This window comes from Falsirhodobacter sp. 20TX0035, from assembly GCF_028307215.1.
Taxonomy (GTDB): Bacteria; Pseudomonadota; Alphaproteobacteria; order Rhodobacterales; family Rhodobacteraceae; genus Falsirhodobacter.
This window is the reverse complement of the sequence record NZ_JAQMHV010000005.1, coordinates 88,690-101,178: the sequence shown is the minus strand read 5'-3', so window position 1 is coordinate 101,178 and position 12,489 is coordinate 88,690. Positions and strand designations below refer to the sequence as shown.

13 protein-coding genes are annotated in these 12,489 nt (G+C 67.7%); 6 read left to right on the top strand and 7 right to left on the bottom strand.

The genetic code is table 11. The features are described from left to right. The first annotated feature begins 122 nt into the window (after positions 1-122). A complete protein-coding gene (locus PIJ50_RS08385; protein WP_271974355.1) occupies positions 123-1,415 on the top strand; it encodes an adenylosuccinate synthase in 1,293 nt (430 codons plus the stop codon). A 5-nt stretch (positions 1,416-1,420) separates the two neighbouring features. On the opposite strand, the gene PIJ50_RS08380 is transcribed toward PIJ50_RS08385, so the two are convergent. Further along, positions 1,421-2,059 carry a hypothetical protein gene (locus tag PIJ50_RS08380; protein ID WP_271974510.1) on the bottom strand — a complete coding sequence of 213 codons (639 nt, stop codon included), beginning with the start codon at positions 2,057-2,059 and terminating at the stop codon, positions 1,421-1,423. 135 nt (positions 2,060-2,194) lie between these two features. On the opposite strand from PIJ50_RS08380, the gene PIJ50_RS08375 reads away from it, so the two are divergent. Beyond that, positions 2,195-2,863 carry a thiamine diphosphokinase gene (locus PIJ50_RS08375; protein WP_271974353.1) on the top strand — a complete coding sequence of 223 codons (669 nt, stop codon included), beginning with the start codon at positions 2,195-2,197 and terminating at the stop codon, positions 2,861-2,863. Here PIJ50_RS08375 and PIJ50_RS08370 read toward each other — a convergent pair. From PIJ50_RS08370 to PIJ50_RS08360, 3 genes are read right to left on the bottom strand one after another with little or no spacing between them, the layout of a single operon-like run. Next, positions 2,844-4,214, bottom strand: a complete 1,371-nt coding sequence (locus tag PIJ50_RS08370; RefSeq protein ID WP_271974352.1) for an L-serine ammonia-lyase — start codon at positions 4,212-4,214, stop codon at positions 2,844-2,846. The genes PIJ50_RS08375 and PIJ50_RS08370 overlap by 20 nt on opposite strands. A gap of 10 nt (positions 4,215-4,224) precedes the next feature. Beyond that, the gene (locus tag PIJ50_RS08365) at positions 4,225-4,632 is read right to left on the bottom strand and encodes a hypothetical protein (RefSeq protein ID WP_271974351.1); all 408 of its coding nucleotides are present in this window, start codon (positions 4,630-4,632) and stop codon (positions 4,225-4,227) included. Between the two features lie 2 nt (positions 4,633-4,634). Beyond that, positions 4,635-5,837, bottom strand: a complete 1,203-nt coding sequence (locus PIJ50_RS08360) for a pyridoxal phosphate-dependent aminotransferase (RefSeq protein ID WP_271974349.1) — start codon at positions 5,835-5,837, stop codon at positions 4,635-4,637. Positions 5,838-5,929: 92 nt separating this feature from the next. On the opposite strand from PIJ50_RS08360, the gene PIJ50_RS08355 reads away from it, so the two are divergent. Then, complete coding sequence (locus PIJ50_RS08355) at positions 5,930-6,193, top strand: succinate dehydrogenase assembly factor 2 (protein ID WP_271974348.1); 264 nt, start codon at positions 5,930-5,932, stop codon at positions 6,191-6,193. Positions 6,194-6,255: 62 nt separating this feature from the next. Continuing rightward, positions 6,256-6,756 carry a MarR family winged helix-turn-helix transcriptional regulator gene (locus PIJ50_RS08350; protein WP_271974347.1) on the top strand — a complete coding sequence of 167 codons (501 nt, stop codon included), beginning with the start codon at positions 6,256-6,258 and terminating at the stop codon, positions 6,754-6,756. On the opposite strand, the gene PIJ50_RS08345 is transcribed toward PIJ50_RS08350, so the two are convergent. The 3 genes from PIJ50_RS08345 to PIJ50_RS08335 all read right to left on the bottom strand — a co-directional run bounded on the left by PIJ50_RS08345 (position 6,750) and on the right by PIJ50_RS08335 (position 11,198). Next, complete coding sequence (locus PIJ50_RS08345) at positions 6,750-8,714, bottom strand: capsule polysaccharide biogenesis protein (RefSeq protein WP_271974346.1); 1,965 nt, start codon at positions 8,712-8,714, stop codon at positions 6,750-6,752. The two genes, PIJ50_RS08350 and PIJ50_RS08345, sit on opposite strands and share 7 nt — an antisense overlap. Further along, entirely contained in the window at positions 8,714-9,844 is a 1,131-nt protein-coding gene (locus PIJ50_RS08340; protein WP_442900716.1) for a polysaccharide biosynthesis/export family protein, read from the bottom strand. The genes PIJ50_RS08345 and PIJ50_RS08340 overlap by 1 nt, the downstream gene beginning before the upstream one ends. 76 nt (positions 9,845-9,920) lie before the next feature. Continuing rightward, positions 9,921-11,198 carry a capsule polysaccharide biogenesis protein gene (locus PIJ50_RS08335; protein ID WP_271974344.1) on the bottom strand — a complete coding sequence of 426 codons (1,278 nt, stop codon included), beginning with the start codon at positions 11,196-11,198 and terminating at the stop codon, positions 9,921-9,923. A gap of 124 nt (positions 11,199-11,322) precedes the next feature. Between PIJ50_RS08335 and PIJ50_RS08330 the strand changes: the two genes are divergently transcribed. Both PIJ50_RS08330 and PIJ50_RS08325 read left to right on the top strand, forming a co-directional pair. Next, entirely contained in the window at positions 11,323-11,919 is a 597-nt protein-coding gene (locus tag PIJ50_RS08330) for a riboflavin synthase (RefSeq protein WP_271974343.1), read from the top strand. 23 nt (positions 11,920-11,942) lie between these two features. Next, a complete protein-coding gene (locus PIJ50_RS08325) occupies positions 11,943-12,461 on the top strand; it encodes a hypothetical protein (RefSeq protein ID WP_271974341.1) in 519 nt (172 codons plus the stop codon). The last annotated feature ends 28 nt before the right edge of the window (positions 12,462-12,489 follow it).

The window sequence follows — 12,489 nt, the reverse complement described above, 5'->3', positions numbered from 1 at the left end:
GCAGCATAAGGGGGCGGCGCGCCTGATGGAAGGGTGCCCCACGACATCGTCAGGGGTTTCTTCCCCCGCCCGCAGCCGCTATGACACAGACGGTTTGACCAAGGACCGGAAAGGACCGCCAAATGGCCAATGTCGTCGTCGTCGGCGCCCAGTGGGGTGACGAAGGAAAAGGCAAGATCGTGGACTGGCTTTCGGAACGCGCCGATGTGATCGCGCGCTTCCAGGGCGGTCACAACGCCGGCCACACGCTGGTCATCGGCGAAAAGGTGTTCAAGCTGTCGCTGCTGCCCTCGGGGATCGTGCGCGGCGGCAAGCTGAGCGTGATCGGCAACGGCGTCGTCCTGGATCCGTGGCACTTGGTCACCGAGATCGAGAAGCTGCGTGGCCAAGGCGTGGAGATCACCCCCGAGAACCTGATGATCGCGGAAAACGCGCCGCTGATCCTGCCGCTGCACGGAGAGCTGGACCGCGCCCGCGAAGGTCAGGCTTCGGTCGCGAAGATCGGCACCACCGGCCGCGGCATCGGCCCGGCTTATGAGGACAAGGTCGGCCGTCGCGCCATCCGCGTGGCCGATCTGGCCGACGACGCGACGCTGGAACTGCGCGTCGACCGTCTGCTGGTGCATCACGACGCCCTGCGCCGCGGCCTCGGGATGGAGCCGATCGACCGCGCCGACCTTCTGGCCAAGCTGCGCGAGATCGCGCCGCAGGTGCTGCCCTATGCGGCCCCCGTCTGGAAGGTGCTGACCGACGCCCGCCGCGCTGGCAAGCGCATCCTGTTCGAAGGGGCGCAGGGCGCGCTTCTGGACATCGATTTCGGCACCTATCCTTATGTTACGTCGTCGAACGTGATCGCGGGGCAGGCGGCGACGGGGACGGGGCTTGGCCCGAACTCCATCGGGTTCGTGCTGGGCATCGTGAAGGCCTACACCACCCGCGTGGGCGAAGGCCCGTTCCCGGCCGAACTGCACGACGAGGATGGGCAGCGTCTGGGCGAACGCGGGCATGAATTCGGCACCGTCACGGGGCGCAAGCGTCGTTGTGGCTGGTTCGACGCGGTTCTGGTGCGCCAGACCTGCGCCACCTCGGGCGTGTCGGGCATCGCGCTGACGAAGCTGGATGTGCTGGACGGGTTCAGGACGTTGAAGATCTGCGTCGGGTACGATCTGGACGGGAAGCGTCTGGACCACCTGCCCATCGCGGCCGACCAGCAGGCCCGCTGCACCCCCATCTACGAGGAGATGGAGGGCTGGAGCGAATCGACCGCCGGCGCCCGTTCGTGGAACGACCTTCCCGGCGCGGCCATCAAGTATGTCCGCCGGATCGAGGAGCTGATCCAGTGCCCGGTGGCGCTGCTCTCGACCTCGCCCGAGCGGGACGACACGATCCTCGTCACGGACCCCTTCGCCGACTGAGGGGGTCAGTCGCGACCGCTCACCTCGCGCAGAAAGACCGAGCGCGCGGTGAGGGCGAAGCGTCCGCGGTCCTGCCGTTCCAGGATGGCGGCGGCGACCAGCGTCTCGAACCCCTCGACCATCGCGTCATGGGACAGGGTGGCAAGGCTGGCCACATGTCGCAGGACCTGCGGGCGGGTGAAGACCGGCCGCTGTTCCATCCGCAGCAGCCACACGGCCGCCGCCTCGGCCAGTTCGACAGGCGTCTCGGCGCCCAAGCAATCGGCAAAGGCGGCGAATCCGGTCGACACGGGTGCAGGCTCGGTGCGCAGGGCGGGGGCTTCGGGCGCGCGGCGTTCCAGCCGTTCGGCCACGCTGGCGGCCACGGCGGCGCGCAGGTGACGGATGGCCGAATGCCGGCGGCGGTTCGCGGGTTCGCTCATCTGGGTGTCGGCTTCTCGGATCAACCGCTCCACCGACGCGTCTTCGGCCGGGGGCGTGGGGGAGGTGGAGGGATCGAAGCGCGGATGCGCCGGGGGTTCGGCCCCGAACTGGCGATCCTCGGCCGCCACGGTGCGGAAATACGCCGTCACCTCCTGCATGAGGTTGAACGGATCCTCAAACCCCTCCAGAGTGCAGGAGAATGTCCCGTATGAGACGGTCATGATTTTCTTCGGTCCGTTCATATGGCGCTCGCCCCTCGGGCCCGATCCGGGTCGGCTGGTGGGATGTCAGATCGTGCTCGCTGCGCGATCGAAGGCTTCCAGACGGCCCTCTTTTCGCTACGGGCCTTCACTCGCATGATGGCGCGGATTGTTCAATCATCACACGCGGTGACGTTGATCGCGGGCGGCCCGGTGTCGCGCCGCGACCTGCGTCTGGCGCTGGCGCGGGCGCCCGTTCTGGTGGCCGCCGACGGTGGGGCCGACCGCGCGCTGGCGCTGGGCGAAGAGCCGACGGCGGTGATCGGGGATCTCGACTCGATCTCCGCCCCCTCCCGCGCGCGGCTGGAGGGGCGGCTGCACCACGTGACGGAGCAGGACAGCACCGATTTCGACAAGACGCTGCGCAACATCGACGCGCCCTTCGTTCTGGCGGTGGGGGTGGCGGGGGCCCGGGTGGATCACGGCTTTGCCGTGCTGAACGCGCTGGTGCGGCATCGCGGCCCGCCCTGCCTGCTGCTGGGGCCGGAGGACGTGATCTTTCACGCGCTGCATCCCCTGGATCTGCACCTGTCGCCCGGCGATCGCGTGTCGCTGTTTCCGATGACGGGGGTGACGGGCCGGTCCGAAGGGCTGGTCTGGCCGATCGACGGGCTGGACTTCGCACCGGACGGCCGGATCGGGACGTCGAACGCGGCCGACGCGCGGCGGGTGCGGCTGGCCTTTGACGGTCCCGGGATGCTGGTGATGCTGCCGCGCCGCCGTCTGGACGCCGCGATCCGCGCCGTCAGCAGTTGGGAACGTTGACCGCCAGCCCGCCGAGCGAGGTTTCCTTGTACTTCTCGTGCATGTCGCGGCCGGTCTGGCGCATTGTTTCCACGCAGGCGTCCAAGCTGACCAGATGCTGGCCATCGCCGCGCAGCGCAAGGCTGGCCGCCGACACGGCCTTGATCGCGCCCAGCCCGTTGCGTTCGATGCAGGGCACCTGAACCAGTCCCTTCACCGGATCGCAGGTCATGCCAAGGTGATGCTCCAGCGCAATCTCGGCCGCGTTTTCCACTTGTGCGGGGGTGCCGCCCAGAACGGCGCAAAGGCCCGCCGCGGCCATGGCGCTCGCCGATCCGACCTCCGCCTGGCACCCGCATTCCGCGCCCGAGATGGAGGCGTTGTGCTTCACGAGGCCGCCGATGGCCGCCGCCGTCAGCAGGAAATCGTCCAGCTTGGCGCGGCTGGCGCCCGGAACATGGTCCAGCCAGTAGCGGATCACGGCCGGCACCACGCCCGCCGCCCCGTTTGTGGGGGCGGTGACGACCTGCCCGCCAGCGGCGTTTTCTTCATTCACGGCCATGGCGTAAAGGGCGATCCAGTCGTTGATCGTGTGCGGGGCCACCATGTTCAGCCCGCGTTCCCGCAGCAGTTGGTCGTGGATGTTCTGCGCGCGGCGGCGGACGTTCAGCCCGCCCGGCAGGATGCCGTCGCGCGCGATCCCGCGGTCGATGCAGTCCGTCATCACCTGCCAGATCCGGTCGATGCCCTGCGTCAACTCCCGCTCGGACCGCAGCGTCAGCTCGTTGGCGCGCTTCATTTCGGCGATGCTCAGGCCGGACCGGGCGGCCATGGCCAGCATCTCGCCCCCCTTGTGAAAGGGATAGGGCACGGGCGTTTCGGCGTTGACGCTCCCCTGGGCCAGTTCGTCCGCCGTCACCACGAAACCGCCGCCGACGGAGTAGTAGGTTTCCTGCAGCAGCACGTCGCCTTGCGCGTCGGTCGCGCGCAGGATCAGGCCGTTGGCGTGGCCGGGCAGGGCGGGGCCGTAATCGAAGAGCAGGTCGCATTTCGGATCGAACACCAGCTCCGGCAGGCCGGGGGGGCGGATGCGGCCGGTGCGGGTGATGGCGGCCAGCGCCTCCTCGGCCCGGGTCGCGTCGAAGATGTCGGGAAGAAAACCGGCCAACCCAAGGATGGTGGCGCGGTCCGTTGCATGGCCGACCCCGGTGAAGGCCAGCGATCCGTGAAGCGAGGCGCGCAGCCCCACCGGCTGGAACGGGCTGGACCGCAGCCGGTCCAGAAAACGGCCGGCGGCGACCATCGGCCCCATCGTGTGGGATGACGACGGGCCAACGCCGATCTTGAAGATATCGAAAACGGACAGGAACATGGGAACCGATCTAGTCGGCGGCATCCTTTGTGAATCGGTCCGCACGGCGGCGCACCAGAACGCTGCGCAGATCGTGCATCGCCATCAGCAGCCCTTCGGTCAGCGCCTCGGCCTGATCGTCCCCGGCCCGGTTTTGCAGCCATTGAGTTGTCAGGTTCATCTGCTCGATCATGCCCCACGCGGCATCGAAGTCGCGCTGGGCCAGAACCTCGCGCCGCGCCACGATCCAGGCGCGGATCTCCTCCACCTCGGCGGGCGAAAGAGTCCGGTCGCCCTGCGTCTTGTATTCGCCCTTGCCGATGTTGACGGTGGCGATGTGCTCCAGGTCCAGCCGGCGCTGACGGTTTTCCGTGTCCAGCCGGAACACGAAGGCGCCGTTGTCGCGGATGCGGAAATACAGGCCTGGAAGCTCTTTCATGGTCAGGTCAATCCGCTGCAGAAACGCTGGATCCGGGTGCAGGCCTCGCGCAGGACCTCGTCCGCGGTGGCGTAGCTGACGCGGAAGTTCGGCGACAGGCCGAAGGCCGCGCCAAAGACGACGGCGACGTCCTCCTCCTCCAGCAGGGCGCTGGCGAAGACCTCGTCATCGGTGATGACGGTGCCCTTGGCCGACGTCTTGCCGATGCAGCCCGAGATGTCGGGGTAGACGTAGAAGGCGCCCTCGGGCGTAGGGCAGTTGATGCCGGGCGCCTCGTTCAGCATGGACACGACCAGATCGCGGCGGCGCTGGAACAGGGCCTTGTTGTCGTCCAGGAACTGCTGCGGACCCGTCAGCCCCTCCAGCGCCGCGTATTGCGACACAGAGGAGGGGTTGGAGGTCGACTGCGACTGGATGGTGCCCATGGCCTTGATCAGCTCCACGGGTCCCGCCGCATAGCCGATGCGCCAGCCGGTCATGGCATAGGCCTTGGACACGCCGTTGCAGGTCAGGGTGCGGTCATACAGGCCCGGTTCCACCTGCGCCGGCGTGAAGAATTCGAAGTCGTCGAAGACGAGGTGTTCGTACATGTCGTCCGACATGACCCATACATGCGGGTGGCGCATCAGCACGTCAGTCAGGGCCTTCAGCTCCTCACGGGTGTAGCCCGCACCCGTCGGGTTCGAGGGGGAATTGAAGATGAACCACTTCGTTTTCGGCGTGATCGCGGCTTCCAGCGCTTCGGGCGAGAGCTTGAAGTTCGTCTCGATCCCCGCGACGACCGGAACCGGCTCGCCGCCGGCCAGCAGCACCATGTCAGGATAGCTGACCCAGTAGGGCGCGGGGATGATGACCTCGTCGCCTGCGTTCAGCGTGGCCACGAAGGCGTTGTAGAGGATCTGCTTGCCCCCCGTGCCGACCGTCACCTGGTTCGGTTTGTAGGACAGGCCGTTTTCGCGCTGGAACTTGTCGCAGATGGCCTGCTTCAGTTCGGGGATGCCGTCCACGGCGGTGTATTTTGTCTTGCCCTCGTCGATGGCGCGCTTGGCGGCGTCCTTGATGTTCTGGGGCGTGTCGAAGTCCGGCTCTCCGGCACCCAGGCCGATCACGTCGCGGCCCGCCGCCTTCAGTTCGCGCGCCTTGTTGGTGACGGCGATGGTGGGGGAGGGTTTGACGCGCGACAGGGTGTCGGACAGGAAGGCCATGACGGTTCCTCGGTTTGAAATTCTTGCGTTCCCGTCTTAGGGTGCGTGCCGGAGCCGATCAAGCGTTTCCACGAGGCCCCGGGGAGAGAATCATGAACGATGTCCTGAAGCGTTTGCGCATGCGGTCCTGGCGGCGCGGGATGAAGGAGATGGACCTGATCCTTGGTCCCTGGGCGGATCAGCATCTTGCCGACCTATCTGAAGATACGGTTGCAATTTATGACAAAATTTTGCTAGAGAATGATCAGGACCTGCTGGCATGGATGCTGGGACAGCGCGAAATACCGGAAGGTCCGATGAAGCCGTTGCTCGCCCAGATTGCAATTTTTGCGCGGGAACGTTTTCGGGGCGCATGAGTGTTTACCATATGTTTCCCTTTTGTGCCGATTGTTGTGTTTAACGAGTATGAGGAAATCGAATGACCCTGCACGCCCTGGAGGTGATCGACGGCACCGGTACGGCCACGCTGTCGAGCTATCTTGAGACACTCGGCCTGGTTGAGCGGATGCACCGCCTTCTGCTGGACATCGTGAAGGACGAGTTCGAGCGGATCGGCCATCTGGACATCAACCCGATCCAGGCCCTGTTGCTGTTCAACGTGGGCGCGAACGAGGTGACGGCGGGCGAATTGCGCAGCCGCGGGTTCTACCAAGGCTCCAACGTCAGCTACAACCTGCGCAAGCTGGTCGATCTGGGCTACATGCACCACGAACGCTCCTCGGTCGACCGCCGTTCGGTGCGGGTGCGGCTGACCCCCCGAGGGCTGGAGATTCGCCAGATGCTCCTGAAGCTGTTCGACGAGCATTCCAAGGTCATCAGCGGCCGCGACCTTCTGTCCGTGAACGCGATGGAGGATGCCAACAACGCCCTCCGCAAGGTCGAGCGTTTCTGGACCGAGCAGATCCGCTACATCTACTGACGCCAAAGATGCGCGCGGCTGGCGAAGGCGCCCTGCGCCTTGGCCAGCAGTCGATTGCCCATGCACGGCTTCGGCAGGTTGCCTTGCTGGAGGCGGTCCACGACCACCTCGGTTGGGCAGGGGCGGCGTGACACCGGATCGTAATAGCGCGGATAGGTGATCAGCGCGGCATGCGCCACTTGCCACAACGGACGCGGCGCGCGGCGCGGTGGCGGCGGGTGAAGGTCCGTCGTGAGCCCCCAGCCCGCATAGAAGGGCGCGCCGAGGCAGGTCACCGGCCGTCCCCGCAGCAGCGCCTCGAATCCCAGAAGCGACGTCATCGTCCAGACCTCGTCGCAGGCGAGGATCAGCGCCATGGCGTCGGCCTGCGTGGCCACGACATCGGCCTCGGCCGCGTCGATGGCGCCGGGGCGCAGGCCCGCCTCCACATCCGGATGGGGCTTGTAGACAAGGATGGCCCCCGGATGCGCCGTCCGCGCCGCCCGCAGCAGGTCGGCGTTGCGCCGCACCGTTCCGCCGCCAAGGCGGAGGGAGGCGTCATCCTCCACCTGTCCCGGCACGAGGATGCGATGCCCTTCGGGCAGATCGGGCAGATTGCCGCCGAGGTTGTATTTCGAGAGACCCCCTTCGGTCAGCCGCGCCACCAGCCGCATTATGCGTTCCTGCGCACCGGGCGGGGGTGGGGCAAGGATCAGGCGCTCCAGCCGGCTTTCCCGCGTCGGATCGTAGTAGATGCCCGCATCGTCGGCCACGAGAGACAAGGGCGGGACCAGTTCGGCCCCAAGCCCACGGGACCGCAGGAACCCGTCCTCCACCCGCCGGATCATGGGGGCGTGCAGTCCGGGTGGCTCCTTCCCCGCCCAGACCAGCAGGCTGGTCCCGGTGGCCGCCGCCTCGGCCGCCGCTCGGACGGGGTCGGGGCGAAAGCGCAGCGGCGCGTGGCGGCCGAACACCGCCTGCAACCGACCCCGCTTCCACAGGCGCATGCCGGTGGCGATGTGGCCGTGCCGGTCTTCGCGCCAGACGCGGGTTTCGGCCTCCAGCTGGTCCACCGCCTCCTCGAACGAACACAGGCGGTCGCGGCAGGGGTCGTACCACAAGGGCGTCTGGATCATGGCCGCCGCGAAAAGGTGTTCCGCTGTTGGGCGGCCGGTGCGGCGCGGCAGGGCGATCTCGTCCTCGCTCAACCCCCATCCGGCATAGAAGGGCGCGCCGAAGACGCGGGGGCGGTGGCCCGTCAGGATCGCCTCGAACCCCAACTGAGAGGAGACGGTGTAAACCCGCGCTGCCCGTTCCAGAAGCCGCCAAGGAGAGCCGCCGGCGATCATCTCCGCCCCCGTCAGATGGCCGGGACGCAGGCCAGCGGCGGTTTCGGGATGCGTCTTGATCACGATTCGGGCGCCGGGGTTCTCGGTCCGGGCTGCGGCCAGCATCCGGTCGAACACATCCGCCCCGGCCCCGCAATGACGCAGGGAGGCGTCGCCCTTCACCTGATCCACCACCAGCACGAAACCCGGAGGGGGCAGGGGGGCGTCCGGATCGAAATCGTTGTACTTGCTCAGCTCCAGCGCGCGCAGGCGGGCAATGCCGGTTCGGGCGCGGGCCAGGAGTGCGGGATCGGCGGGGGCGTTCAGCGCAGCTTCCAGCGCGGTGGGCTGGCTCGCGTCGAAATGCACGCCTGTGTCCAGAAAGACGCCCAGCGGGCCGTCCTTGTCCACACGGCCGGGGCGCACCGATCGCAGGAACGCGTCCTCCAGCCGGAACAGGGGAACGCCGCGGCGGCGGGCCACGGCCTCGCCCCGGGCGGCATAGGGGCTGCGGCCCCAGACCACGACGCCGTCCTCCGGTCCCGGAAGGCCCAGATGCAGTTCATGCCCCGCAAGGGACAGGATACGACGCAAACGGGCCTGCCGAAGCAGACCCGCGTTGAAGAAGAACAGCCGGCGGGGCGCCGCCATTACTGTCCGACGTTCGACACCGAGGTGACGGCGTTGGACGTGCCGAGGATCGCCTGGACGGTCTTGGTCCATTGGGCGAACGGCGCCTCGGTGACATAGATCGTGTCGCCGTCCTGCACCTGGAAGTCCCGCGCCTCGAACATGCCCGAGGGTTCGGTCAGGTTCAGCACATAAGCCACCCGCTGCATGCCGACCAGGTCAGGACGACCGGTCAGGGCCTGCACGGTGCGGGCCGTTTCGTTGCGGAACACGAAGACGCCCTTGGGGTCGGCGAGGTTGGTCTGAAGACCGCCCACCTGCGCGATCGCTTCCAGCGCCGACAGGTTCGCCCGCTCGAACGGGACGACCTGCTGGCCGGTGGCGCCCAGCGCCGTGAACTGGCGGCGGTCGCGTTCCACGGTGATCCGGTCGCCGTTGCGCAAGGCGATGTCCAGCGCGGGGTTGTCGTACAGGTCCTGAAGGCGGACGGCTTCCGTGCGGCCGCCGCGCGTCACGCGCACGATGGTGGCCGTCGGTTCGCTTGCCACGCCGCCGGCGGCGGACAGCACGCGCAGCAGGGTGCGCGACGGCTGGGCCAGCGGATAGATGCCGGCGGCCCCGGCCGTGCCCGTTACGGACACGGTGGCGCCGTCGCCGGCCACGCGCTGCACCAGCACCTGCGGATCGGGGGTCTGGTTCTGCAGCGCGTTCGTCACCAGCTGGCGCAGCGATTCCGGGGTCTGGCCCGCCGCGCGGATGCGCCCGGCATAGGGCACGAAGATGAACCCGTCGCCATCGACCTGCATCTCGTTCAACGAGGAGACGCGCTGGCCGCCATTACCCAGAAGCGGGTCGTCGCGGACGTTTTCATAGACGGTCAGGGTCAGCGTGTCCCCGGCCGAGATCGTGTCGGCGCCCACCACGCCCGCATTGGCGAAGGAGGAGGAGAAGCCCAGGTTGTCGGGGCTGGAAATGACGCGGTTCACCTGCGGGGTCACGTCGAAGATGAACGCATCCCCTCCACGCGACACGGAACCCGCGTAGATCTCACGTTTCGTCGGGCCGGACCGCGGCAGCCCGCAGGCGGCCACCGTTGTAACCAGCGTGATCATGACGGCCATCCGGACCACGCGCTTTGTTTGGGACTTCACTTGCCGCTCCATTCCGGGTTTTTCGGCGATACTACAGATCGTATCCCTTTTTACGACCGGTATTTTTCCCGAACCCTCAGTGAACCGCACGGAGAGGTTGTTTTGGCGCCGATTTGCCACACTGCAGCGCGTCATAGGGATCTTCGTCCTGAAGCATCATGTCCACGACCTGGCGCAGCAGGGCATGGCGCCCCTGCGCCGAATAAAAGCCGCCCGGCACCTGCGAGGTTTCCAGCAGGTAATGGCGGTAGTCGCGATAAGCCCGGCCGTCGGGGCGGGCGGGGGCGGCGAAGAAGCGGGCCAGCGGCTGGTCGGTGATGAATTCGGGCTTGCCGTAGACGGCGCGCCCAAGGGCCGCCAGCGGCAGGCCGCGCCACAGCACCTGCTGCCCGGCGGTGGAGTTGACGGTGACGGCACTGCGCGCGTCGTTCATCAGCCGTGCCAGCTTGCCGCCCTGGACGAAATGCACCCGCGCCTCGATCCCGTGCAGGCGGGCCAGGCGGCACACCTCTTCGGCCACGGGGGTGCGCCCATCCTCCAGCGGGTGGGCCTTGAAGACAAGGTGGTGGTGCGGCGGCGCGCCCACCGCGAAGGCCGAGGTCACGAGCTCCAGAAACTCGGTGATGGAGCCGAAGGGGGAATGCATCCGGAAGCTCGAATCATGTGCCAGCTGCATCAGGACGAGGTGATAGGGAAAGCCCCCCCGCATGATCCGCCGCGTGGCCAGCCGCCGCTTGACGTGATGCACGGGCATCAGCGCCAGCCGCCGCAGATACAGCCGAAACTCCTGATGCACGTTGAGGTCGCGGTGGGGGCGGAAATTCTCGAACCCCCGGCCGGTGGCGACGAAGAAGTGGTAGACGGCGCCCCAGAACACGTGCTGGCGCATGTCGCCCCAGCGGGCCGGCGCTTCGGGCAGGTCCATGTCCACACGCTCCAGCGCCTCGCGCATCTGGGCGACGGTGGTGTCCATGAGCCGCGAATGCCCGTTCGATCCGCCGCGTTCGTAGGTCACCCAGTGGGGGCGCAGATACCCTTCCTCGAACACGTGGACGATGATGCCGCGCGCCTTCGCGATCTCCACCGCGCGGGCGTGGATGGGGCGCGTGTCGCCATAAAGCACGATGTCCGTGACACCCCGCGCCTTGATCAGCGCGGTAAAGGTGGCGGGCCAGTCTTCGGGTGCCCCGTTGAAGGGAATCAGCGTGTCGGCCGGCCAGAAGGCGCGATCGCCCGCGTTGAACGCGACCCGGCAGACCTTTGCGCCCGAGGCGGCGATGCCCTTGCCCAGCGTGCGGAACCAGGGGCCGTGCGGGCCTTGCAGGAAAAGAAAGACGCGGTCGCTGTGGGCCATGGGACTTTCGTTAAGACGGGATCAACCATGGATTGATAATCTTCGGCACGCTCTTGGCAAGGCCGGGGTCTTGCGTCGCCTTCCTAGCAGCGATACCCCGGAAACGAAAGCGAGGTGACCGCCCATGTTTACCGGAATCGTGACCGACATCGGAACCGTTCTTCAGACCGAGCGGCGGGGCGACCTGCGCGCCCGCATCCGCACCCGTTACGACACGGCGGGCATCGACATCGGTGCCTCCATCGCGTGCGAAGGGGTGTGCCTGACGGTGGTGCAGCTGGGGCCGGACTGGTTCGACGTCGACATCTCGGCTGAAACGCTGGGCAAGACGAACATCGGCGGGCCGAACGCCTGGCACGAAGGAAAGCGGGTGAACCTGGAACGGGCGCTGCGCGTGGGCGACGAACTGGGTGGCCACATCGTGTCGGGCCATGTGGACGGCGTGGCCGAGGTGGTGGGCACCGCGCGCGAGGGCGACAGCCTGCGCGTCACCTTCCGTGCCCCCGAGGAGCTGGCGAAGTTCATCGCGCCCAAGGGCTCTGTCGCACTGAACGGCACCTCCCTGACGGTGAACGAGGTGAACGGGGCCGAATTCGGCGTGAACCTGATCCCCCACACGCAGGAGGTCACCACCTGGAACGCGGTGGCCGCCGGCGACCGCGTGAACCTGGAGGTCGACACGATGGCCCGCTATGTCGCGCGCCTGCGCGAATGGGGCTGATCGGCCACAATGGCGGCCCCGCGATGGCAGGGCACGCCTTTCGCCGGCTGGCCTGGACCAAGGCCCGCAAGGCCCTGATGCCGACCCTTCCGGTGGAGGTGGTGCGCCTGCGCGTGAAGCGCGCGGCGGAGTTGGGTCTGGACTACCGCACCTATGCCGGGATCCGCGCGACCACCGGACATGACGTGATCGCCCTTCTGTTTTCCACCAACGCGCTGCGGATGCTGCGCGAAGGGCAGGGTGACGCCGACCGCGTGGCGCGGATGGCGCAGGCGCAGGCCGCGCGTGCGCTGGCCGTGGCGCCGCCCCTGACGGTGGCGAGGGTCGTGCGGGATCTGGACCTGCAAGGGCTGACGATCGATCGCGCGGGATCCGCGCCGGGGCTTCTGCCCTGGCCGGAGCTGTGCCGGCGGGTGGAGGAGCTCCGGCGACCCTGGCCCGCCGACCGCGTGCTCCTGATCGCCGAAACCATGACCGAACGGGAATGGGTGGCGGCGGGCCGGCTGGCCGGTCACCTCCCGGCAGAGCGGTATTTCGCCTAGCATCCCGACCCTCTGCGCGGTATGTCCG

Bases quoted from the DNA above. Each gene is read 5' to 3' on its own strand.
- PIJ50_RS08385 (WP_271974355.1), top strand. From the start codon at position 123: ATGGCCAATGTCGTCGTCGTCGGCGCCCAGTGGGGTGACGAAGGAAAA.
- PIJ50_RS08380 (WP_271974510.1), bottom strand. From the start codon at position 2,059: ATGACCGTCTCATACGGGACATTCTCCTGCACTCTGGAGGGGTTTGAG.
- PIJ50_RS08375 (WP_271974353.1), top strand. From the start codon at position 2,195: ATGATGGCGCGGATTGTTCAATCATCACACGCGGTGACGTTGATCGCG.
- PIJ50_RS08370 (WP_271974352.1), bottom strand. From the start codon at position 4,214: ATGTTCCTGTCCGTTTTCGATATCTTCAAGATCGGCGTTGGCCCGTCG.
- PIJ50_RS08365 (WP_271974351.1), bottom strand. From the start codon at position 4,632: ATGAAAGAGCTTCCAGGCCTGTATTTCCGCATCCGCGACAACGGCGCC.
- PIJ50_RS08360 (WP_271974349.1), bottom strand. From the start codon at position 5,837: ATGGCCTTCCTGTCCGACACCCTGTCGCGCGTCAAACCCTCCCCCACC.
- PIJ50_RS08355 (WP_271974348.1), top strand. From the start codon at position 5,930: ATGAACGATGTCCTGAAGCGTTTGCGCATGCGGTCCTGGCGGCGCGGG.
- PIJ50_RS08350 (WP_271974347.1), top strand. From the start codon at position 6,256: ATGACCCTGCACGCCCTGGAGGTGATCGACGGCACCGGTACGGCCACG.
- PIJ50_RS08345 (WP_271974346.1), bottom strand. From the start codon at position 8,714: ATGGCGGCGCCCCGCCGGCTGTTCTTCTTCAACGCGGGTCTGCTTCGG.
- PIJ50_RS08335 (WP_271974344.1), bottom strand. From the start codon at position 11,198: ATGGCCCACAGCGACCGCGTCTTTCTTTTCCTGCAAGGCCCGCACGGC.
- PIJ50_RS08330 (WP_271974343.1), top strand. From the start codon at position 11,323: ATGTTTACCGGAATCGTGACCGACATCGGAACCGTTCTTCAGACCGAG.
- PIJ50_RS08325 (WP_271974341.1), top strand. From the start codon at position 11,943: ATGGCAGGGCACGCCTTTCGCCGGCTGGCCTGGACCAAGGCCCGCAAG.